This window comes from Bacteroides sp. AM37-9 (genome assembly GCF_003603455.1).
GTDB classification, from domain to species: Bacteria; Bacteroidota; Bacteroidia; order Bacteroidales; family Bacteroidaceae; genus Bacteroides; species Bacteroides xylanisolvens.
Genome location: NZ_QTNF01000003.1, coordinates 60,789 through 85,568, shown reverse-complemented (window position 1 = coordinate 85,568; position 24,780 = coordinate 60,789). Strand labels below are relative to the sequence as shown.

Annotated in this window: 16 protein-coding genes; 13 read left to right on the top strand and 3 right to left on the bottom strand. The window is 41.2% G+C overall.

Annotated elements, in window-relative coordinates; genetic code table 11:
* Positions 1 to 24: 24 nt before the first annotated feature.
* Genes DW862_RS03015 through rbsK form a run of 3 tightly spaced genes read right to left on the bottom strand, consistent with a single transcriptional unit; the run spans position 25 to position 5,438 of the window.
* A complete protein-coding gene (locus DW862_RS03015; RefSeq protein ID WP_120067274.1) occupies positions 25 to 1,554 on the bottom strand; it encodes a RagB/SusD family nutrient uptake outer membrane protein in 1,530 nt (509 codons plus the stop codon).
* A gap of 15 nt (positions 1,555 to 1,569) precedes the next feature.
* Positions 1,570 to 4,503, bottom strand: a complete 2,934-nt coding sequence (locus tag DW862_RS03010; RefSeq protein ID WP_120067273.1) for a TonB-dependent receptor — start codon at positions 4,501 to 4,503, stop codon at positions 1,570 to 1,572.
* Positions 4,504 to 4,523: 20 nt separating this feature from the next.
* Complete coding sequence (rbsK, locus tag DW862_RS03005) at positions 4,524 to 5,438, bottom strand: ribokinase (RefSeq protein WP_074704533.1); 915 nt, start codon at positions 5,436 to 5,438, stop codon at positions 4,524 to 4,526.
* A gap of 143 nt (positions 5,439 to 5,581) precedes the next feature.
* Here rbsK and DW862_RS03000 point away from each other — a divergent pair, with 143 nt between their 5' ends.
* The 13 genes from DW862_RS03000 to DW862_RS02935 all read left to right on the top strand — a co-directional run bounded on the left by DW862_RS03000 (position 5,582) and on the right by DW862_RS02935 (position 24,778).
* Positions 5,582 to 6,598, top strand: a complete 1,017-nt coding sequence (locus DW862_RS03000; RefSeq protein ID WP_004323847.1) for a LacI family DNA-binding transcriptional regulator — start codon at positions 5,582 to 5,584, stop codon at positions 6,596 to 6,598.
* 949 nt (positions 6,599 to 7,547) lie between these two features.
* Positions 7,548 to 10,967 (top strand): TonB-dependent receptor, encoded by a 3,420-nt coding sequence (locus DW862_RS02990; protein WP_074704535.1) that lies wholly within the window; start codon positions 7,548 to 7,550, stop codon positions 10,965 to 10,967.
* Between the two features lie 20 nt (positions 10,968 to 10,987).
* Positions 10,988 to 12,721, top strand: a complete 1,734-nt coding sequence (locus tag DW862_RS02985) for a RagB/SusD family nutrient uptake outer membrane protein (protein ID WP_004310724.1) — start codon at positions 10,988 to 10,990, stop codon at positions 12,719 to 12,721.
* 19 nt (positions 12,722 to 12,740) lie between these two features.
* Positions 12,741 to 13,532: an endonuclease/exonuclease/phosphatase family protein gene (locus tag DW862_RS02980; RefSeq protein WP_004310723.1), complete on the top strand. Its 792-nt coding sequence runs from the start codon at positions 12,741 to 12,743 to the stop codon at positions 13,530 to 13,532.
* A gap of 28 nt (positions 13,533 to 13,560) precedes the next feature.
* Positions 13,561 to 15,717, top strand: a complete 2,157-nt coding sequence (locus tag DW862_RS02975; RefSeq protein ID WP_120067272.1) for an alpha-N-acetylglucosaminidase — start codon at positions 13,561 to 13,563, stop codon at positions 15,715 to 15,717.
* 8 nt (positions 15,718 to 15,725) lie between these two features.
* Positions 15,726 to 16,868, top strand: coding sequence for a glycerate kinase (locus tag DW862_RS02970; protein WP_120067271.1), 1,143 nt, complete (start codon positions 15,726 to 15,728; stop codon positions 16,866 to 16,868).
* A gap of 6 nt (positions 16,869 to 16,874) precedes the next feature.
* On the top strand, positions 16,875 to 18,131 hold the full coding sequence (locus DW862_RS02965) for a GntP family permease (protein ID WP_008646410.1): 1,257 nt from the start codon (positions 16,875 to 16,877) through the stop codon (positions 18,129 to 18,131).
* Positions 18,132 to 18,145: 14 nt separating this feature from the next.
* Positions 18,146 to 19,231 (top strand): acyltransferase family protein, encoded by a 1,086-nt coding sequence (locus DW862_RS02960; protein WP_117810190.1) that lies wholly within the window; start codon positions 18,146 to 18,148, stop codon positions 19,229 to 19,231.
* Between the two features lie 6 nt (positions 19,232 to 19,237).
* Positions 19,238 to 21,421 carry an alpha-N-acetylglucosaminidase gene (locus tag DW862_RS02955; RefSeq protein WP_120067270.1) on the top strand — a complete coding sequence of 728 codons (2,184 nt, stop codon included), beginning with the start codon at positions 19,238 to 19,240 and terminating at the stop codon, positions 21,419 to 21,421.
* 118 nt (positions 21,422 to 21,539) lie between these two features.
* Positions 21,540 to 22,121, top strand: coding sequence for an RNA polymerase sigma factor (locus DW862_RS02950; protein WP_004317492.1), 582 nt, complete (start codon positions 21,540 to 21,542; stop codon positions 22,119 to 22,121).
* Between the two features lie 108 nt (positions 22,122 to 22,229).
* Complete coding sequence (locus DW862_RS02945) at positions 22,230 to 23,186, top strand: FecR family protein (RefSeq protein WP_008646407.1); 957 nt, start codon at positions 22,230 to 22,232, stop codon at positions 23,184 to 23,186.
* Positions 23,187 to 23,217: 31 nt separating this feature from the next.
* Positions 23,218 to 23,991, top strand: coding sequence for an endonuclease/exonuclease/phosphatase family protein (locus tag DW862_RS02940; protein WP_004302417.1), 774 nt, complete (start codon positions 23,218 to 23,220; stop codon positions 23,989 to 23,991).
* Between the two features lie 7 nt (positions 23,992 to 23,998).
* Entirely contained in the window at positions 23,999 to 24,778 is a 780-nt protein-coding gene (locus tag DW862_RS02935) for a hypothetical protein (protein ID WP_004310715.1), read from the top strand.
* Positions 24,779 to 24,780 lie beyond the last annotated feature (2 nt).

Below are 24,780 nucleotides of genomic sequence, written 5' to 3'. Positions count from 1 at the left end.
TCTATGTGAACCTTCCAATTGTGGTTAATAATCTTTGTTTTGAGATAATTTTGGATTTGCATTTAAAATATCCGTAGGAATTGGAAATACATTTCTAAAAGTTTCTGAACTTTGGTCAGGGTGTGCCCAATATTTTTTCAGATATTTTCCGAAACGTATCATATCTTCATGGCGCCATCCTTCCCATGCCAGTTCTCTGCCTCGTTCTGCATAAAGTTCATCAATCGTCAATTGGCTTGTAGTATATGCATCAAGACCTGCTCTTGTACGAATCTTCTTGAAGTCTGCCAGTTGGATGGCCTCACTTGTTCTGTTTTGTCGTACCAAAGCTTCTACATACATTAATACAACATCGGCATAACGGAAGATGGCAAAGTCGTTGTCCATACTAACTGTATATTCTTTTAAAGAACCATCAGTCTGGTAATGCCATTTCCAGCAGCGTGCACCATCGTATGTGCCACGTCCTCCGTTGCTATTGTAATATTTTTCTTCGGAGAAGACAGGAGTATATTCGAAACCAAGATCCTTTCCGCTTAGGTCTACTTGAGGACCGTATAACCAGCTCTGACTTCTGCGAAGATCTTGTTCTGCGTATGTTTGGAAAAAGTCTGGTTGGCAGAGAAAACCCGACCATGGGGCTGCCGGAATATTAAATGTTGCTTGTGATGCAGCTTCCAATGTCAGCGTATGCAAATAAAATGAGTTACTGTCACCGCTAGTATATACTCTGTCATACAGGATTACAAAGATGTTCTCCTTAGAATCTTCATTTTTAATATCAAAATTAGTGGAATAAGAGTCTTCAATGCTGTAAGCACCTATATCCATAATGTCTTTACAGGCTTTCTCTGCTTTGTCATACATTGGAGTACCGAACCATGCTTCTGCATTCAGATACATTTTCGCAAGAATGCAATAAGCGGCAGCTTGTGTGGCCCGTCCATAATTAGTATCTGAAGGCTCCCTGTCTAGGAACTCGATATTGTCATTAATCTCTTTTTCCAGATAGTTGAAAATATATTCACGACTTTTTTGTTCCGGGTATCCGGTTTCTGTGTAGTCAGTTGTGAAAGGTACGTTTCCCCAACAAGAAATGGCTTGGTAATAGTAGAAAGCACGCAATATTTTCATTTCGGCTATAATCTTCTCTTTTCCTTCAAACTGAATAGGTGATAGTTCCGTTTCGTAAATAATTTCATTACATGCAGCAATACCATTAAATATCCAGTTCCAGCCCCTTGTTAATAATTTATTTGCAGGTGGAATTTTATTCGTCTGGATTTCTTCATAACGTCCATTACTGTACCAGGAACCACCACAAGCGGGAACAGCACATTCATCAGAAGCTTGTAAAAGCAGTGTCCATAAACTTTGTTCGGAATTGTATCCTTGTAATTTCGTATATGCTCTACCTGCATTGGCTACCAGTTCCTTCTCGTTTTTAAAGAAGTCATTCATCGCTACTCCTGTGTATACAGTTTCGCTAAGATCGGTACATCCGTATGATAATATACAGATAACGAAACTTAATATTATATTTGTCTTTTTCATGGTAATCTTATTTTTTTAGAATACTATATTAACTCCAAAAGTAAATTCTGTTGTACGCGGATAATAGCTCAAACTTTCCATACCGGGTTCCAGTCCGGAAAGGGCAACTTCTGGGTCGACACCAGAATAACCGGTGATACAGAATACATTCTGTGCAGTAAGAGACAATCTTAGTCTTTTTATCATTTTAGATGTGAAATCCCAAGTATATCCAAAGGTAACATTATCTAGTTTTAAATAAGAAGCATCCTCTATATATTTGGAGGAATATTTATAGGTCGTACTTGTGAAATTCGTTTGAGATAACCAGTTTGATGAGATATTTCTAAGTCCGATGCTGCTTAGATTTTCATATTCCATCGCATAGTTGTTCAGAATTTCTCCGCCGATAGATGCACGCAGTGAGAAACTCAAGTCGAATTTCTTATATCTGAAGGTATTACTCCAGCTAAGAGTGGCATCCGGATAAGCACAGCCAATTTTTTCCCATTGTTCTTCCGGTACGGAACCGTCTGCATTTTGTCCTAGCAATACATCTTTTCCATCTGTATCAGTTCCTAACCATATAGGACCATAGAAAGTACCCAATGACTGTCCTTCTATCAGACGTTGAGTGTAGCAGGCAGCACTTGTAGACCATCCCACTTTGTATGTTCCGTTAGTGAATTCATCATTGGTGAATTTCACCAATTTGTTTTTATTGTGCGAAACGGTAAGTGAGGTATTCCATGTAAAGTCCCTAGTGTTAAAAGGTGTACCGGATATTGTTAATTCAACTCCTTCATTAGTAACTTTTCCAACATTCGTAAACAAGGTATTATATACATAAGGAGGTGTTGGCACGATGTAGTCATATAGCAAGTTTGATGTAGTCCGTTTGTAATAATCGAAAGTGAACGAGAGGCGGTTATCAAACATTGTCATATCAACACCAACGTTGAACTCTGCTTTTTTCTCCCATTTTAGATCCGGATTTGCATTACTCGCAGGTTGATAAGTATTGATCCATTGGCCATTGTAATAGAATTTACCGGCTGTAGTCATCATCATCAAAGATTTGTAGTTTGAGAAATCCTGGTTACCGGTAACTCCGTATCCGGCTCTCAATTTTAAATCATCGATCCATTTGACATTCGAGAGGAATTTCTCTTTATTAATACGCCAACCTACGCTGACAGCCGGGAACCATCCCCATTTATTATTGTCACCGAAACGGCTGGAGCCATCACGACGTAGTGAAGCAGACAAAAGATATTTATCATCGTAGTTGTACATAAAACGTCCGAAGAATCCGATATATGTATTATCTTCTTTGTTGGACGACATGCTGGCTTTGCCTTCAGTTAGATTCGTTCCTGTTCCGATGTTATGAGTCTGGTTGTCATCGAAGTCGAAACCGGAATTTGTCATGGATGCAGATGTGCTGTAAGTATACTGGTATGTATATCCGAGTAATGCCTGAATGGAATGTTTTCCGAAAATATTCGAGTAATTTAAGGTAGACTCATATTGTGTATCGTTTTCCTGATAGTTTTGAATATAGGCTTGGCCATTCGTTCCTATTAAACTTGGATAATAATGTGTGTAATATTCACGTGTTTCATATTGTTCTTTGTCGTATGAAACAAAGTTCTCCCATTTTAATCCTTTTATAGGCAATATGTTTAGAGTAGCACGAATATTTGCACCATAATTATCATTCTTACTTTCCATGTTCCTTTCGTTAATGATCGCTACCGGATTGTAATATTCCATTGCTTTGATACGGCTATATCCTCCGGCATCCGGATCGCTGTCGTCATAAACAGGCTCTGTTGGATTATGGGTAAATGCCTGCATAAAAGCACTTGTAGAGGAAGGGCTGTATTTGCGATGAATGATATTCAGGTTATAATCCAAATCGACCCATTTATCTAATAATGACTGGCGAATATTGGTACGTGCCATTAGCTTTTCGGAGCTATTATGCTTTTGCAAGCCATCGCTCTTTTCATAATTGAAAGAAGTGTGGTGTGAGAACTTCTCGGAACCTCCGGATATAGACAAGTTGTGCTTATGGCTGAACGGAGTTTGTGTAATTTCTTTAAACCAATCGGTATCACTGTCAAAAATATAACTTTCCAATTCTGGGCGATGTTCCTTGATAACAGATTTGTATTCGCTTGCCGATAAAGGTTTTGCTCTGCGTGAAACGACTCCCACGGTGAGTTGCCCATCATAAGAAACTTCCGTTTTGCCACTTCTTGCACGTTTAGTTGTGACGATGATTACTCCATTCGTACCTCTTGTTCCATAAATAGCAGCTGCCGAACCATCTTTTAATACGTCAATTGATTCCACTTCCTGAAAATTGATATTTCTGATATCTGCACCTGCCACCCCATCAATAATAATTAATGGACCTTGGCCTGCGGAAAGTGTGTTTGTTCCGCGAAGTAATACTTCATATTTGGCTGTCGGATCAGCACCGTTCGGGTTGATAATTTGTAATCCTGCCACTTTTCCTTGCAACATTCCCATAGCATTGGTGAATGTTCCGGGATTGAGGTCATCTTTCTTCATGCTGGTAACCGATCCTGTAAGCTCTTTCTTTGTGGTAGAGCCGTAGCCGATTACTACAACGTCATTAAGCACTTTCGAGTCTTCGCGCAGGTGTATTACAAGCTGTGTCTGATTTCCTACTTGTTGTTCAACAGTTGCATAACCTACATAAGATATAACCAATACATCAGAAGGATTCGCTTTTACATTGAAGGTTCCATCAACTCCTGTAATAGAACCATTTGTTGTACCTTTAACAAGGACACTGGCACCGATAATGGGTTCATTTGCTTCATCGAGGACTGTACCTCTTATTGCCTTCTGGGCAATAGCATCATTGCTCATCAAAGAAAATACTATTAACAACATACTTGTCAATAGACCGTGGATTGAACATTGTTTTATCATAATAACAGAATTAAGGATGATTATTGTATTTCTTTTCTCAAAGGTATAGATACTTGTGCTCCCATTCTGGTAACAGAAATAGAAGAGGCTTTACTTGCAAATATAATTGCATCTTTTAGATTTTTGCCCTCAGACAGAGCTACGCACAGTCCGCCGCAGAATGTATCTCCGGCAGCGGTTGTGTCTACTGCTTCTACCTTGAAGGCTGGAATGTGGATAAACTCATTGTTTTCATAAGCGAGAGCTCCTTTGGCTCCCATCGTAATAATGACAGTTTTTATGCCTTTCGAACTAATATAACGAATCGCTTCTTTTGCCGATTCATCATCTGTAATGTGCATTCCCGAGATGATTTCAGCCTCTGTGACATTAGGAATAAGAATGTCGACATTGGCTAATAAATCGTCAGGCAGTTGTTGGGTAGGGGCAGGGGCGGGATTTAATATAACGGTAATTCCATCTTTTTTCGCCATTTTGGCTGCATAAGTGACACTCTCGATTGGAGTTTCCAACTGCATGATGACGATGGATGCCTGTTTGATGGCGGTTTCTGCATTTTGTATGTCATCAGTAGATAAAGTCCCGTTGGCTCCGGAAGCAACAACAATACAGTTTTCCCCTTTTTTGTCGACATTGATAAGAGCTACTCCTGATGGTTCCTGCGGGGTAATTCCTACATAAGTAGTGTCGATCTTTTCTTTGTGAAACATTTCCAAGGTTTCATTTCCAAAAATGTCATTCCCTATTTTACATATGAAAGTGACATCTCCTCCTAGTCTTGCAGCAGCTACGGCTTGGTTAGCTCCTTTGCCGCCATGATTCATTAAGAAGTTTCCTCCCAGAATTGTTTCTCCTGGTTTTGGTAGACGGTCTGATTTGATAACCATGTCCGTATTACTACTACCTATCACTACGATTTTCTTCTTTGTGTCCATATAATGAGTATTAAGTATTAAGGCGAATTGAATCGTAAACGATGCGCAATCGTTTGCGCAAATATAGAAATTTTTTTCAAAACAAAATATTTTTCTTGCTTTTTTCTCAGATAAAATGTTATTTTTGCAAAAAACAACCAGTAATGAAGAAAACTCTGATTGATGTATCAAAGAAGACTGGGTATTCTATCTCTACGATTTCCAGGGTATTAAATGGGAAATCGGAGAAATATAGGATCAGTCAGTCTGCTAAGGAGGTTATTTTGCAGTCCGTTAAAGAATTGGACTATCAGCCTGATATAGTTGCGCAAAGTTTGCGCAACAACACGACATATACTATAGGCCTTCTTGTACCACACATAGATAATCCTTTTTTTGCCAATATAGCAAGTGTTGTCATCCGTGAAGCACAACGTTATAATTATACTGTCATGCTTATCGATACCCTCGAAGATCCTGTTCAGGAAAATAAAGCTATTGATTCGCTTCTATCGCGTAAAATAGATGGGATTATTTTGGTTCCAACCGGTGAAAACCCTTCTAAACTCGAGGAGATTAGTACTAAAACTCCGATTGTGCTAATTGACCGCTATTTTGAGAAGCATAATTTGCCATACGTAGCTACTGATAATTATGTAGGAGCTTATCAGGCAACGAAATTATTATTAGAATCGGGGCATAGTAAGATTCTCTGTATTCAGGGGCCGGATATTTCTATAACGACTAAGGAACGTGTGCGCGGGTATCTTGATGCGCTTCGCGAAGCTGGTTATCAGGATAACGCAATGATAAGAGGAAATGAGTTCTCGATTCAGAATGGTTATATTGAGACTAAGTTGGCTCTGAACTCTACTACAAAACCTACTGCTATATTTGCGTTAAGTAGTACAATTCTTTTGGGAGCCGTCAAAGCATTAAATGAGCATAAAGTGAGAATTCCTCAAGATATGTCTATTATTTCGTTTGATGATAACTTATATCTGGACTATTTGAACCCTCCTATTACTCGTATTGCACAATCATTGGAGAATATTGGCATTATTGCTGTAAAAATGTTGATGCAGAAGATTTTGGAAGAAACTGAACTACATTCGGAGATTCTTTTGAAACCTAATATTATAAAACGGGATTCGATAAAGGTGTTAACTGATAGAAAGTAGTATTTTATATAATAGAAAAAATCGGGTTTGAACAATGTCAAGCCCGATTTTTACATATTAACACCGTTTCTTATGCTGCCGGATCCGGTGCTTCACCACTGTCTTCATTTCCACCTTCTCCGTTGCCTCCATTTCCATTGTCAGGCGTACTTGACACCATTGCCTTTTGAACCAACTATATGAATTTATAAGTATTAAGAGTTTTGGGCTCAGTTGTAATTCTTGGGGATTGGGGGGGATTTGATTCAGGGCAATCACATCCCTAAAAATTGATTCATTCCTGCACGGTTTTGAATCAATTGCCACTAATGATTTCATTAGTTACTTTTAGGTAATTACTTCCCTATTAATATGTATTTCATAGCCTAATGAGTTTTCGTTTGACTTAAGTCAAACGAACGCTTAACTTAAGTTGAACTATCGTTTGACTTAAGTCAAACGAAAACTCATTAGGCAATCAAAAAAATAATATAGGCAATCAAAAAAATAATATAGGCAATCAAAAAAATAATATAGGCAAGAAGAAAAAATAAAAGTAGCATAGTGGCGAGGTATAATTAACGATAGCATAGTTCATTCATTTCCGTACCGGAATGAATCTATTTTTAAGGGTGTGATTGCCCTGAATCAAATCCCCAAAATTTTCAGACTGAGCCGAGTTCTGGTGGAATCACTCATATGTGAGGTGGATGTTGCTCATTCTTTTTCAGGTAAAGACACTAATTTATGCATTAAATGAGAAAATACGATATCCACCCTTTATATTTTCTTTTAAAAACTATACCTTCGAAGTGGTTTCTTTCTTTTTTATCAAGTATGGATGGATTTCCGGCAAGTTCTCCTATATTTCCCGAATTAATATTCATTAACTTATTTGCCGTAATACTTTTTAATATCTCTTGTGTATTAGCTAATAGATATTGAACTATTAACTTTAAAGACTAATATTATGGAAAAAGATTCTCCTTTTTCATCCACCGGCAGAAGGTGTATTGTAACCCTAATGTGCATATTTGTCACTGCTTTTGTTTATGCACAACAGCAAAAAATATCGGTTAGTATCAAAGAGCTTCCTCTTAAAGAAGCTATCAGTCAGATAGCAGAGAAGGCATCGATGAATGTAGCCTATAGCAAAGAATTTGTGGATACGAGTAGGAAAGTGTCATTGGAGGTAAAAGACACAGAGATAAACAAAGCGCTAACTCTTTTGCTAAAAGGGACTAACATTGGGTTCCGTTTCCTGGATGACAGTATTTTATTTTATAATAAAGAATATCAAAATAAAACTGACCCTGTTGATTCGCAAGGAGAGAAAAAGGAACTATATGTGAAAGGTAAAGTTACTGACGAGAATGCGGAACCGATCATCGGAGCCACCATATCGGTAAAAGGCTCGACTACAGGTACAATCACAGATATCAATGGTCAGTATTCCATCAAGGTACCCTATGGAAGTACACTTCGGTACTCATACGTCGGCTACCGTGAAGAAAGCGTCATAGCGAAAGCAACGACAGTAAACGTAGTGATGAAAGAGAATGCTGTCAGCCTGGAAGATGTAGTAGTTGTAGGTTATGGCGTGCAAAAGAAAGTGAATGTAACAGGTGCCGTATCTATGGTTAAAGCGGAGGCTATTGAGAACCGACCTATTACTAACGTAACTACAGGGCTACAAGGATTGTTGCCTGGAGTTAGTATTGTTTCCTCTTCGGGGCAGCCGGGTGCTGTGCCCAGCATCAACATTCGTGGTACGGGAACTATTAACAGTAGTACAGCACCTTTGATCTTGATTGACGGAGTAGCCGGGGGAGACATCAACTTATTGAATCCTTCGGACATCGAAAGCGTATCCGTACTGAAAGATGCCGCCTCATCAGCTATTTATGGAGCACGTGCCGCTAACGGTGTTATTCTTGTAACGACTAAAAAGGGAGAAAAGAAAGAGCGCGTAGTATTTCAATATAACGGATATGCCGGATTCCAGACTCCCACAGCATTGCCCGAACTTGTTAATGGAAGGGAATACATGGAACTCTCCAATGAAGCCATGAGTGCTGCCGGATTTTCCAAGCCCTATACACAAGAGGCTTTCGATAAATATGATTCGGGACTGTATCCCAACGAATATTCCAATACTGACTGGATTGACGAAATATACAAAAGCCGGGCTTTTCAAACGGGGCATAATGTGAGCGCACGGGGTGGAAGCGAGAAAACCGGATTTTTTATGTCGTATGGTTTCCTGGATCAGGATGGACTGGTTGTAGGTGACGGATATAGTTCCAAAAGACATAATGCGCGTATCAGTGTAAACACGGAGGTATATGATCGTTTGAAACTGACCGGACAGATGAGCTATGTCGATTTCTATAAAAAGGACTTAGGTTATAGCGGCACATCAGGAGTATTCCGCCTGTCACAGCGTATGTCTCCGTTACTTCCCGTCATGTGGCAAATTCCTGACGAGAATGGCCGGATGGTAGATAGTGAGAACTGGTCGTATGGTTCGGTACGTAACCCCTTGCAGGTAGCTTATGAGTCGGGAATGGAAGAACGGAAAACTCGTGTGCTCAATGGTATTTTCAATGCAGATCTCAAAATTATAGACGGACTGAACGTAGGTATGCAGTACTCTGCAAATATATATACCCGCCAAGTGGATGAGTTTAACCCGAAGATGTTGTCTTATTACTCGGACGGTAGCCCGTTGAAAGCAAATGAAGATGCCAAGGACTATATCTCACAAAGCCATCTCGACGTTATGACCCAAACGTTGCAATTCACCCTGAACTTTAATAAAACCATAGGACGCCACGAGTTGGGAGCATTGTTGGGATTTTCGCAAGAGTGGGAAAATAGAAGCACACTGGGTGCTACACGTGATAATGTGATGGTTGAGGATATTCACGTTATTAGTGCCGGAATGATTAATTTTATGAATAGCGGAACAAAAGACGAGTGGGCTTTGCGTTCTTACTTTGGTCGTGTCAACTATGCTTTTGACGGTAAATACCTGTTTGAAGCTAACCTGCGCGCCGATGGAACTTCAAGATTTGCCAAGGGCAATCGTTGGGGATATTTTCCATCGTTCTCGGCAGGATGGAACTTCTCACGTGAAAAATTCATGGAGTTCGCTACTTCGGTATTGAGCTCGGGTAAGCTGCGTGCTTCCTGGGGTGAGTTGGGAAATCAAAACATTCCCGGTAATTACTACCCTTACTTGTCACCTATCATAACCGAAGAGTCTTATCCTATCGGAGCTTCTAATACACCTGTTATGGGACTTTGGCAAAATAAAATCGGTAATCCCGACATCAAGTGGGAAACCATCCGCATGCTTAATTTCGGGGTAGACCTTAGTTTTTTGAACAATAGACTGAATGTGGACTTTGATTGGTATAAGAAAGAAAATATTGATGCATTGGTTCGTCCCGATGTTCCGGCTATTGTCGGGGTTTCCAGTAGTAACGTAGGTTATGTCAATCTTGGTAAGATTGATGTCAAAGGATGGGAGCTTAATTTGTCATGGCGTGATAAGATCGGAAGTGTAAATTACAATCTCGGGTTCAATCTGTCGGACGCTCGTAATAAGATTACCGATTTGGGTGGAACTCCGGAGTCGCTGACCAGTACGGCTTCCGGTTCGTATCGTCGGGTAGGTGATCCGATAGGTGCTTTCTATGGTTATCTGACTGATGGGCTGGCGCAAGTGTATGACTTTGAATCAGTGAATACAACTACAGGTAAGTACCAGAAACCAAAATTTCCTCTTGTTGCATCACAAAACGGCATTGTACAGCCCGGAGATATTAAGTATCGGGACATCAGTGGTCCTGACGGCGCTCCCGACGGGGTAATTGATGACTACGACAAAGTGGTGTTTGGCGAGAAAGAACCCCATTACACCTATGCAATCAAGGGTGGTTTAGAATGGAAAGGCATTGATTTCAGTTTCTATTTGCAAGGCGTAGGCAAAGTTGCCGGTTACCTTGAGGATGAGGCTCGGCATGCGTTTATCAATGACTACTCAATCCCTAAAAAAGAGCATCTTGACAGATGGACGCCTATGAATCCAAATGCTTCTTATCCCAGACTTTATCAGTCGCAGGAGCACAACAGGCTCTTCAGTGACTACTGGAAAGAGGATGCATCGTACTTGCGCCTGAAGAATATTCAGATAGGTTATCGTTTTCCTGCCCGGATGGTGGCACCTCTTGGTATTAATAGTCTTAGAGTATATGCTTCGGCAGATAACTTGTTTACTAAAACCGATTACTTCGGAGCTTATGACCCTGAAGTGAGGACCACCAGCGGAGATGTCTATCCGCAAGTAAAAACCTATGTTTTTGGATTATCAATAACATTCTAACCTATTAAACGACTATAAAGATGAAATACTCAAAATACTTTTTAATCATTGCTTTCTTTGGTATAGTTACCTCATGTAGCGATTTTCTGGATAGAACGAACCCTAACGAGCCGGACAATGTAACATTCTGGGTAAATGAAGATCAGCTTAAAAATGCCTTGCCTCCCTGTTACGAAGCTTTACAAAAAGACTATCTCGTGAATTGGAGTGAATCGACGGCCGAAACTGTTATGTGGGGGAATATTACTAGTGGACTAAGTAAAGTTTCGGGAGGCAAGCACTCTTATACTGACGGCTTCCCCTTCACTACCTATTGGACAGGAGCGTATAGCTATATTTATCGCTGCAATAATTTTCTGGACAACTATAATAAAGCGCAGGTAGCTCAAAATAAGAAGGACGTTTATGCCGCAGAAGTAAAAACCATCCGGGCGCTTATGTACTTTTACCTCACGACATTTTGGGGTGATGTACCTTGGGTAGGAGAAGTCATCCAGCCCGAAGATGCATATATCGAACGTACTCCCAGAGAGAAAGTCATTGACCAGCTCGTCGAGGATTTGAAATGGGCGGCAGAGCGTATGCCTGAAGAAAGGTATACAGGCGATAAACTGGGAAGACTCGACCGCTGGGGCGCTTTAGCCATATTGGCACGTATTGCCTTGCAAAACGAAAGGTGGGAACTGGCTGCAAAAACGAGTGAATATATCATCGAAAACAGTCCCTATGGCCTGTATGAATACGAAAAACTATTTCATCACGAAGGGGATGTCGAGAATGATCCGAAAAATATCGAAGCCATCGTATATAGCCTTTTTGTACCCGAAATCCGTACACAAAGTCTGCCCAATGAAACTTGCAGCCCGACAGACTATATACGTCTCAATCCAACGAAGTCATTAGTGGATGCTTATCTGTGTACAGACGGTAAACCGGCAAAAACCGGATTGGAATATTATAAAAAGACCGGTGTGCAGACCTCATCGTTATACAAGTCGCCTGAAGAGCATTATGTGGATTATTTCCAGAACAGAGATCCTAGAATGAAGATGACTTTATATGCTCCGGGTGACAAATGGCCGGGAGGAGATGACGGTGACCCTGATACGGATAAGGCCAACGAGATATTTAATCTGCCTCGTTTTGCTTCATTGCAAGATAATAACCGTGTGGGGGCAAATAGCCGTACAGGTTTCTATCTGAAGAAGTATAACGATATTGATTTGGCCGGTTCAAGTGTGGGGGGACATGGGAATCTCAATGTCATCCGCTTTGCCGAAATCTTGCTGATTTATGCCGAAGCCACTTTCGAACTACAAGGCAAGAAACTGACACAAACACAGATTGATTACTCCATCAACAGGCTTAGAGATCGTGTGAATATGCATCGTATGAACCTTGACGAACTTAGCGCATGGGGGATGGACCTCGAAACCGAATTGAGAAGAGAACGTCGCATTGAGTTGGCAGGTGAAGGAACAAGATACGCCGATGTGATGCGCTGGCGTGAAGGCGAACTTCGCTTTGGACGTGCCATCACCGGTCCCAGCCTGAAAGTTTGTATGAATGATTTGGGCGCCAACCCATATCCCGATACCGGAGTAGATGAGTTTGGTGATGTTATCTACGAAAAGTCTACCGCGGAAGGCGGAGCACGTTACTTCGACGCAACGAAACATTATTTGTGGCCCGTGCCTAATCCCGAGCGTCAGAAGAATCCTCTGTTAGGACAAAATCCGGGCTGGGAAAAGTAATCATTAAAAAATAGAAACCATGTATTCAATGAAGAAATATTTATTATTGTTTTTATGCCTGACTTTGGGTGTTGCCTATGCGCAAGATACTCTACGGGTGCGGGTAATGACCTATAATTTAAGATTTGGCGAACTGGCATCTTTAGAGGAACTTGCTCATCACATCAAATCCTTCAAGCCTGATTTTGTGGCGCTTCAGGAAGTGGATAGCAAAACAGACCGTAAGCGTACCCCGCATCAGAAGGGGAAGGATTTTATATCCGAACTTGCCTATCATACAGGGATGTTTGGGCTTTACGGAAAAACGATTGACTATTCTACCGGTTATTACGGTATTGGGATGTTAAGTAAATATCCATATATTTCTGTCCAAAAGATAATGCTGCCCCATCCGGTCAAAGAGCATGAGAGGCGGGCCATGCTGGAGGGATTATTCGAAATGGGTAATGATACCATTGTTTTTACCTCTACGCATCTGGACGTCAACTCTCAAGAAACACGGGCGGAGCAAATAAAATTTATTACCGGGCATTTCAAAAATTATAAATATCCTGTAATTTTGGGAGGTGATTTCAACGCGCGTCATTACTCGGAGGCAATACGTGGTATGGATAGCTGGTTTGCTGCAAGCAACGATGATTTTGGAATGCCGGCATGGAAACCTGTGATTAAGATCGATTACTTGTTTGCTTACCCGCAAAAAGGATGGCGCGTGATTAGTACACAAACTGTTCAGTCGCTTTTGTCAGACCATTTACCGATTATTACGGAACTGGAATATGTGAAAGAAGCATCGAAGAAAAAATATTGATACTCACTTATAACATTTATGATTTTCTATGATACATACAATAATCAAGTATTTACTGATTTCAACAACGCTTTTTTTCTGCTCATGCCACAAGCCTAAGACGGATATTATCACCCCCGCCAAACAGTTAATAGAACGTCAGATTGGGGAAAGAGCACAGTCTATCCACTTTGAATATATCGAACCATCCGACGGTAAAGATATATTCGAAGTGATAGCAAGCGACGGTCGGCTTACCCTAAGGGGAAGCAGCTCCGTTGCTATCTGTTACGCTTTTCATACGTACATGAAAGAGGCCTGCAAGAGTATGAAAACATGGAGCGGTGAACACATAACGTCGGTGATGCCGTGGCCCGATTATGAATTGTATGAACAGGTGTCCCCTTATGAGTTGCGCTATTTCCTTAATGTTTGTACATTCGGCTACACTACCCCTTACTGGGACTGGGAGCGTTGGGAAAAGGAAATTGACAGGATGGCTCTTTATGGTGTAAATATGCCCTTGGCTACCGTGGCCAGCGAAGCCATTGCGGAGCGGGTATGGCTGCGTATGGGATTGAACAAAGAAGAAATCCGTGAGTTTTTCACTGCCCCCGCACACCTTCCCTGGCATCGCATGGGCAATCTGAACAAGTGGGACGGTCCCTTATCTGATGCCTGGCAGCAGAACCAAATCGCTTTGCAGCATCAAATCCTGACCCGTATGCGCGAGTTGGGTATGCAGCCCATAGCGCCTGCGTTTGCAGGTTTCGTGCCGGAAGGATTCGTGCAGAAACATCCCGACACACAATTCCGGCACATGCGGTGGGGTGGTTTTGATGAAGAGTACAACGCCTATGTATTGCCACCGGATTCACCTTTTTTCGAAGAGATAGGCAAACTGTTTGTCGAAGAGTGGGAAAAAGAGTTTGGAGAAAATACGTATTATCTCTCGGATAGTTTTAATGAGATGGAACTGCCTATCGATAAGGAAGATAAAGAAGCGAAATATAAGTTATTGGCCGAGTATGGAGAAACGATTTATAAATCGATTGCAGCCGGAAACCCGGATGCCGTTTGGGTTACACAGGGATGGACATTCGGATATCAACATTCATTTTGGGATAAAGAATCGCTTAAAGCGTTGTTAAGCAATGTACCTGATGATAAAATGATTATCATTGATTTGGGCAATGATTATCCGAAATGGGTGTGGAACACCGAGCAGACATGGAAAGTACATGATGGGTTTTACGGAAAGAAATGGATATTCAGCTATGTACCCAACTTTGGTGGGAAAAACACCATGACAGGAGACTTGGATATGTATGCAAGCTCCTCGGTCAAAGCATTACGTGCCGCAAATAAAGGTAACTTGATTGGGTTCGGTTCTGCCCCTGAAGGACTCGAAAACAATGAGGTTGTTTACGAACTGTTAGCCGATATGGGATGGTCATCGGATAGTATCGACCTGGACGATTGGATGAAGATATACTGCGAGGCCCGTTATGGAGGATATCCCGATGCCATGGAGGAAGCTTGGAAGCTTTTTCGGAAAACAGCATATAGTTCTTTATATTCATACCCCCGTTTTACCTGGCAAACTGTAGTACCCGATCAACGGCGGATCAGTAAAATCGACCTTAGTGATGATTACTTGCAGGCTATACGTTTGTATGCTAGTTGCGCTGACGAACTGAAAAGCTCTGAATTATACAGAAACGACCTCATAGAGTTTGTTTCGTATTATGTAGCGGCTAAAGCTGAAAATTTTTATAAGCAGGCCCTGAAAGATGATTCGGAGAATCGTGTTCTCGCAGCGCAACGTAATCTGCAACAAACTGTTGATTTGTTGATGGACGTTGACAGGCTATTGGCTTCTCATCCTTTATATCGATTAGAAGAATGGGTGGAACTTGCGCGCAATAGCGGAACAACTCTTCAGGAAAAAGATGCTTATGAAGCAAATGCCAAACGCTTGATTACAAGTTGGGGTGGTATTCAGGAGGATTATGCTGCCCGTTTCTGGAGCGGGCTGATTAAAGACTACTATATCCCTCGTATACAGCTCTATTTCACAAAAGACCGGAATGAAATCCGAGAATGGGAGGAGCAATGGATTACATCTCCCTGGAGTAACAGTACGACTCCGTTTGATGATCCGGTCGAGGCTGCATTGAGTTTAATAGAGAAAACAAATAAGTGATAGCTTTTATGAAAAAGATTGTATTGGCATTCGACTCGTTTAAAGGTTCGGTCGGTTCTTTCGAGATAGCGAAAGCTGCCGAAAAAGCGATTCAGGAGGAATTACCCGACTGTCAGATTATACGTTTCCCCATAGCTGATGGCGGCGAAGGGACTACAGAAGCTCTATGCTCTGCCCTTCATGCCCAAACGGTGTCATGTCGGGTGCATGATCCATTCATGAAGCCAATCAATGTATCGTATGGCATCGTAAACAATGGTGCGATGGCTATTATCGAAATGGCCTCGGCCTGCGGTCTGCCATTGATTGATTCAAATCGGAGAAACCCCATGAAGACTACGACTTATGGAGTTGGAGAAATGGTTGCTGACGCATTAAAACGCGGGTGTCGGGAATTCATTATCGGAATCGGCGGAAGTGCTACGAATGATGCGGGAATTGGTATGCTGAAGGCTTTAGGTACACGCTTTTTAGATAGCGGAAACGGTGAGTTGGAGCCTGTCGGTGAAAATCTGATAAAAGTTCATCAAATAGATATTTCCCAATTGAATCCGGCATTGAAGGAGAGTCACTTTACGATCGCCTGTGATGTTAGTAATCCATTTTTTGGAAAAGAGGGTGCGGCCTATGTATATGCTCCCCAAAAAGGGGCAAATAGTTTGCAAGTGATAGAGTTGGACAATGGGTTGCGGCATTATGCACAGGTGATAAAGGAATATACAAATATGGATATATCGCAGCTTCCCGGTGCCGGAGCAGCCGGAGGAATGGGAGGCGGCCTGCTTCCGTTTTTGAATGCAGAATTGCAATCCGGAATAGAAGTTATATTGAAAACGCTTCGTTTCGAAGAGGTCGTCCGACAGGCAGACCTGATACTGACCGGAGAGGGGAAACTGGATCGCCAGACTGGTATGGGAAAGGCGCTGGACGGAATTTTACGTGTCGGTGAGAAATGTCAGGTTCCGGTGATAGCGCTGGGGGGAGCGGTCGAAGCCACCGAAGCGCTTAATAGGATGGGGTTTACTGCCGTACTGCCTATTCAACCTTTTCCGGTAACACTTGAAGAGGCGATGCGACCGGAGTTTACGAAAGAAAACATAGAGAGAACGGTGCGACAGGTGGTGAGAATCATAAAACAATTTACTAAATAATACTCAATGACAGCGATAGGCGCATTAATCGGGCTTTCATTATCCATACTGTTAATCATAAGAAAGCTTTCTCCGACATACAGTCTGATTATCGGAGCGATAGTCGGAGGGTTGTTGGGAGGACTATCTTTAAATGAGACTGTTACGGTGATGACCGAAGGGGTGAAAGAGGTCACCCCGGCGGTATTGCGGATTCTGACAGCCGGAGTCTTGTCAGGCATATTAATACAAACCGGGGCTACCACGGTCATCTCCAATGCGATTATAAACAAAATGGGTGAAAAACGGGTATTTATGGCATTGGCACTCGCAACGATGTTGCTTTGTACGGTAGGCGTATTCATTGATGTGGCTGTGATAACCGTTGCGCCGGTGGCTCTTTCGATAGGCAAGCGTCTAAACCTGTCTCCATCTGTGTTACTTATTGCTATGATCGGGGGAGGTAAGTGTGGAAATATCATATCACCTAACCCGAACACTATTATAGCAGCCGGAAATTTTAATGCGGATTTATCGTCTGTAATGTTTGCCAATATTTTACCGGCAGTGGTCGGTTTGTTTTTCACTGTTTTCGTTATTGTCCGTCTGATGCCTCAATCGGTAAAAAACAAAAAAATGATGATGCAAACAGAGGATAAAGAGGAAGAGAGAAATCTGCCCTCGTTAAGAACCAGTCTGATTGCTCCTGTTGTTACGATTGTTTTATTGGCATTACGTCCTGCGGCAGGAATCAATATTGATCCTTTGATAGCTTTGCCGGTAGGTGGCTTATGTGGTGCTATCTGTATGAAACAATGGAAAAACATTCTTCCGAGTATAGAATATGGACTGCAAAAGATGTCTGTGGTAGCTATTCTGTTGATAGGAACCGGGACTATTGCCGGCATCATAAAGAACTCTTCTTTGAAAGACTGGATTCTTACAGGATTAGATCATGCTCATATTAGTGATGCATTGATTGCTCCTATATCAGGCGCGTTGATGTCGGCGGCTACCGCATCGACAACAGCCGGAGCGACACTGGCTTCTTCTTCGTTTGCTGAAACGATATTGGCTATAGGCATTTCTGCAGTTTGGGGAGCGGCTATGATTAATTCCGGAGCTACAGTTCTTGACCATTTGCCACATGGTTCGTTCTTTCATGCGACAGGAGGCGTATGCGAACTCAATTTTAAGGAACGTCTGAAGCTGATACCTTATGAATCGCTTATAGGGATAGTGTTAGCTGCCGGAACGACTATTTTATATATAATAAGTAATTAAAAGAATCAAATATTATGAATCCGAACAAACGGTTACTTTCGCTTGATGTACTTCGGGGTATTACTGTTGCCGGGATGATCTTGGTCAACAATACAGGAAAGTGCGGGTATAACTTTGCCGCTTTTGCACATGCCAAGTGGGATGGCTTTTCGCCGGCCGATCTGGTATTCCCGATGTTTATGTTCCTGATGGGTATTTCGACCTACATCTCCTTGTGTAAGTATAACTTCCAGTGTCGACCGGCCATTGCGAAAATCATAAAAAGAAGTCTCTTATTAATATTTATTGGTCTGGTTATGGAGTGGTTCATAACAGCAATAGATAGTGGTAACTATTTTGATTTGAGTCAGCTCCGGTTGATGGGAGTTATGCAACGGCTTGGGATTTGTTATGGTATTACAGCCTTATTGGCCGTAACAATACCGCATAAGCGTTTTATGCCATTAGCTATTATCTTGCTGATTGTCTACTTTATTTTTCAGTTATTTGGAAACGGATTTGAAAAGAGTGCGGATAATATCGTCGGGATGATTGATTCAGCTATTTTAGGATCTAACCACATGTATCTTCAGGGCCGTCAGTTTGTCGATCCCGAGGGGATACTTAGTACGATTCCTGCTGTATCTCAAGTGATGATCGGTTTTGTTTGCGGAAAGATAATCATCGACATTAAAGATAATGACCGCCGGATGCTAAATCTATTTCTTATAGGTACCACGCTGTTGTTTGCTGGCTATTTGTTAAGCTATGCCTGTCCTTTGAATAAGCGTTTGTGGTCTCCTTCGTTCGTTTTGCTCACTTGTGGGATTGCGGCATTGTCATTGGCATTGCTGCTCTATATCATTGATGTGAAGCAGAATAAAAAGTGGTTTTCGTTTTTCGAAGCATTTGGCGCGAATCCGCTTGTAATTTATGTGTTTAGTTGCATAGCCGGAGGATTGCTTGTGCATTGGCATATCCATACGGCTGTATTCAATAATTTGCTTAACCCGTTATTCGGAAATTACTTCGGTTCATTTATGTACGGTGTATTTTTCCTGTTGTTCAATGGGCTGTTGGGATATGTTTTGTTAAAAAGAAAAATCTATATAAAATTATAAATCAGAATGAAAAGAAAAAGTGTATACACGTGTCTGGTTATGCTGCTTATGTCGTTGGCTCTTCAGGCTAAAGACAAAGATGTAGCTGTTGCGGAAGCATTATTGAAACGTTTGCTACCGTCATACATCGAGAGTTTTCAGTTTCAAAAGTTAAAAGGAGAGAAAGACTGCTTTACAATAGAGTCCGTAAAAGATAAAATTGTAATCGGTGGAAACAACGCCAATTCAATGGCGATGGGACTGAACCATTACTTGAAATATTACTGTCTCACTACAGTGTCATGGTATGCGGATATAGCCGTTGAAATCCCTGAAGAATTGCCGATGGTTGGTGAGAAGGTGATTTCGGAAGCGAGAGTGGATACTCGTTTTTTCCTGAATTACTGCACGTATGGTTACACGATGCCTTGGTGGCAATGGAAAGAATGGGAACGTTTTATTGACTGGATGGCCCTTAATGGTATAAATATGCCTTTGGCAATTACCGGACAAGAAGCCGTGTGGTATAAAGTCTGGTCGAAAATGGGAATGTCGGACATCGAAATACGCTCTTACTTCACGGGACCGCCGTATCTGCCCTGGCATCGGATGGCTAACATAGATCGTTGGAACGGTCCGTTGCCAATGGAATGGCTGGAACACCAGGTAAGCTTGCAGAAAAAAATACTCGCGCGTGAGCGTGAATTGAATATGAAGCCTGTATTGCCAGCCTTTGCCGGACATGTACCTGCCGATTTAAAACGGCTCTATCCCGAGGCCGATATTCAACATTTGGGCAAATGGGCCGGCTTTGCTGATGCATACCGTTGTAATTTTCTGAACCCTAACGATGCTTTGTTTGCGAAAATTCAGAAACTATTTCTTGATGAACAAAAAAAACTTTTCGGAACCGATCATATTTATGGTTTAGATCCTTTCAATGAGGTTGACCCGCCCAGTTTCGAACCCGAATATTTGCGGAAGATAGCTTCGGATATGTACGCTACATTGACGGCTGCCGATCCCAAAGCCCAATGGATGCAAATGACGTGGATGTTTTATTTTGATAAAGATAAATGGACTTCCGAGCGAATGAAGGCTTTGCTGACAGGAGTGCCACAGAATAAAATGATATTACTTGATTATCATTGTGAAAATGTTGAATTATGGAAAAGAACAGAGCATTTTCATGATCAGCCCTATATTTGGTGTTATCTGGGCAATTTCGGGGGAAACACGACTTTGACAGGTAACGTCAAAGAAAGTGGCGCACGACTTGAGAATGCTCTTATTAACGGTGGAGGCAACCTTAAAGGAATCGGCTCTACGCTGGAAGGGTTGGATGTGATGCAGTTTCCCTACGAATACATTCTTGAGAAAGCATGGAACCTGAATGTAGATGATAATAAATGGATTGAATGTCTGGCTGACAGACATGTGGGATGTGTGTCGCAGTCTGTGCGCGATGCTTGGAAACGATTATTCAATGACATTTATGTACAGGTGCCGCGCACATTAGGTACTTTACCCGGGTATCGCCCTGCATTGAATAAGAACAGTGAAAAACGGACAAGTAATGTGTATAGCAATGTTGAACTACTAGAGGTTTGGAGAAAACTGAATGAGGCACCTTCTGACCGGAGAGATGCTTTTCGCCTGGATTTGATTACTGTAGGCAGACAGGTGCTTGGAAACTACTTTCTTGACGTGAAAATGGAGTTTGACAGGATGGTTGAAGCTAAAGATTATCAGGCTTTGAAAGCTTGCGGCGAGAAAATGAAGGAGATATTGAATGATTTGGATAAACTGAATGCTTTTCATCCTTACTGTTCGCTGGATAAATGGATTGATGATGCGCGGAAGATGGGAGATTCTCCCCAATTGAAAGATTATTATGAAAAGAATGCTCGCAACTTGATTACGACTTGGGGTGGAAGCCTGAACGATTATGCCAGTCGTTCGTGGGCAGGACTGATAAGAGATTATTATGCAAAGCGCTGGGAGATGTATATCAATACATTCATCAAAGCGGCCGAGAAAGGTGTAGAGGTGGATCAGAAACAACTTGAAGATGAATTAAAAGAAATAGAAGAAGGTTGGGTAAATGCAACTGATCGGAAAGATGTTCGAAAAGATATTCATTCAGCAACTGACGGATTATTATCATTCTCCACTTTTTTATTCAGCAAATATCAAAGACTGGTGAAATAAATAAGAGGCCTGTTTCATTTGTTGTTCGCGAATCATGCTATATCAGAAAGAATTAATATATTTGAAAATAAGGACTTGATATAATAAGCTTTTTATTTTCATATTTAAAATGATTAAGATGTCCCAGAAATACTCACAGGATGAAGCCCAAGCTTTGGTTAAGGCTCTGAAAGAGGGGAACCAGCTGGCATTTAGTATTGTATACAAGACGTATGCGGCGCAGACCTTTTCTTTGGCATTTAAATATCTGCTGAATAAAGAATTGGCTGAAGATGCTGTGCAGAACTTATTCTTAAAACTCTGGCTGAAAAAAGAAGAGATCGATGAAACAAAACCCATAAACAGATACCTTTTTACGATGTTGAAGAACGATCTGCTCAATACGTTGAGAGATTCAAAGAAAAATATCTATTTACTTGAGGATTGCCTTTCAATGGTTTTGGAATTGGAAGACAATTCTCAAAACGAAAACCTTAAACAAGAACAAATGAACATCATACAGCAAGCTCTTGAGCAACTTTCGCCGCAACGCCGCAAGGTTTTTGAAATGAAAGTTTCGGGAAAATACTCCAATCAGGAAATAGCCGATAAACTTAATCTTTCGATCAATACAATTAAATTTCAATATAGCCAATCTTTGAAGCAGATTCGCGCGACAGTGGGAGAGCTTAGCTTGTTGTTGCTTTATTGTATGATGTAGTTTTATCACTTTTTGCTGATATGGAACGTTCTTTTGAATTAACACGGTTTAACGTAGTCTGTATAATACTTTTTTGTAACAGTGTGTATTACTAATAGATATTGAAATATGAAATCAAAAAAGAAACATACAAATCAGGACTTTGAAGTAGTTGACGGCATCGGGAAATATATGGATGACGACATTCAGAGGATAATAGAAGGCAAACAGCTCGAATTGGGCGACAGAGAATTGCCTCCTTTTGATGAATATCGCATTTATAAGAATATTCAGGAAGCCGTGATGCGGGAAGAAAAACGAAAGAACAGGAGAATAAGGATGCCATTGTTCTTTAAGTGGACGGTAGCCTGTGCAATTGTTTTGCTAGTGATAGGTGTGGGATATAATTTCTATCAAAGTCATAATGAGGCAAACCTTGTTTATCGGGAGGTCTGTGCTGTAAGGGGGGAGAAGCTACTCGTATTACTTCCCGATGGTAGCCGGGTGTGGTTAAATGCCGATTCTAAATTGACCTATCCGGAACAGTTTGCAAAATACAACAGGAATGTTACGCTGGAAGGAGAGGCTTATTTTGAGATAGCAGAAAACAAGAAATCCCCTTTTCAGGTACTTGCCGAGAATGTGAAAATACAAGTGACGGGAACGTGTTTCAATGTAAAAGCATACGCTTCGGATAAGGTAATCAAAACTACACTCGACGAAGGAAGTATAAATATCGGGCATGTGCAAAGCCGCAGGCCTATGCAGCAAATGCTTCCCGGACAAACTGCAGTTTATGAAAAAAGGAGTAATGTAATAAAAATAAAAACTGATAGATATCACGATGATGCTTCGAGTTGGAAAAGCAACCGGCTTATTTTCAGAAATGCATCATTGAAAGAGGTGCTTACAACACTCTCGCGTCATTTTGATATAGAGATTACAGTTAAAAACGAAAAGATTGCTTCGTTTACGTACGACTTCGTTTGTAAAGGGAACGATTTGAACTATGTGTTGGAGGTGATGCAATCCATAACACCGGTTAGCTTTAAAAAAATATCAGAATATACATATACTGTTGAATAAGTAAACTTAATCTAATAACAAAAACTAATTTATGAAAGCACTTTTAAAGCCCATTGTATGGGTATGCCTTTTCTTCTTTGCGTATCAAAGTACGTATGCGCAGGCTCTTAAAATAATGAGCTATAATTGCCGGATGTCCGGACAGATGACCGGCTACTCGGTGAAGGAGTATGCTGTATTTATCAGGAAATACAATCCGGATGTTGTAATGTTGCAAGAGATAGATTACAACACAAAAAGGAACAAAAATCAGGATTTCACCACTCAATTGGCTGCGGAGTTGGGATTGTTTTCCGTATTCGGGAAAGCGATGGATACTGGTGGTGGAGAATATGGAGTAGCTATCCTTTCAAAATATCCTTTTGTTTATATCAATAACAAAACTTTTGAAGGTATAGACGGAGCCAAAGAACCCCGGACGCTATTATATGTAGATATTCAGGAGCCGGGAACTTCAGACGTAATCAGGATAGGAACGACTCACCTGGATCATTCGACAGACCTGATAAGGAGCGCAATGGCTGAACAGATTAATGAGCGGATTGGTACGGGAGATACCCCGACACTGCTGGGGGGAGATTTTAATGCCCGGACCGACTCTAATGTGATTTGTGAAGTCATGAAGAACTGGCAGAGAATCTGCGATGATACATTCACCTATCCCGCAGATCAGCCGACAATCAAGATTGATTATATATTCGGACTTCCACAGAATAAGTGGAAAGTGAAATCGTTTAAAGTTTTATCTAATCCGGAAGTTTCTGACCACAGGGCTTTGTTTGCTGAAGTTGAATTTGTAAAATGAATGAAATATGAAATCAAACTATCTATATCTGCTATTTATATGTGTCATCTCTTGCCTGTTCGTTTCGTGTAGTGATGAGGATAACAAGGGAGAAGATATTCCGGAATGGAACCGGTTCAGAACAACTAACGTGTTGGTTTATGCGCACTTGTCAGAGCAAAATTTATTTAGCTCTTGTAGTTATAAAGAGGTGGCGTCATCTATCAGAAACACTGTTCATTCAGTGGCATTGCTGGACAGGACGAACGCTGTCTATGGGCAAACAGCAATCATAAATACGGGTACGGAGACTGCTAGAGAAAGTAAGAAAGTGCCGGTGTTTGTACCTGTCAGCTATAGTAACGGAGAGAAAAAGATAATCGGCAGTACTGTGCTTTTTCCTTCTACTATTTCCGAAATGACACAATATGTAGTAAAAAACGATTGCAGATATCTTGAAACAAAAACAGAAGCAGTGAACGGAGTAGATATGCTCTTCTGTTCTGTATCATTAAATAGTGAAGACCTGATAGCTCCGGCTGTCAACGTTTTCAAGAAAAAGGTAAACGAACAGACGGTTCTGGTAGGCACTGTTAAACGTGCGTTATTGCCTAATCTTGAGTCGGCAATTACTTCTAACTTAACTTCTGATACCTATTCTTTTGTAGAAGTGGAAAATAGAAATAGAGACTCCGAGTATTGTATATTTGTCCTGACTTCACACAAATGGGCTTTTAGGGGGGTAACCGAAACAAGTGTAAGCGGAGATTTACATTGTTTTCAATTACAAATCGAATCTTTAAAATAAAA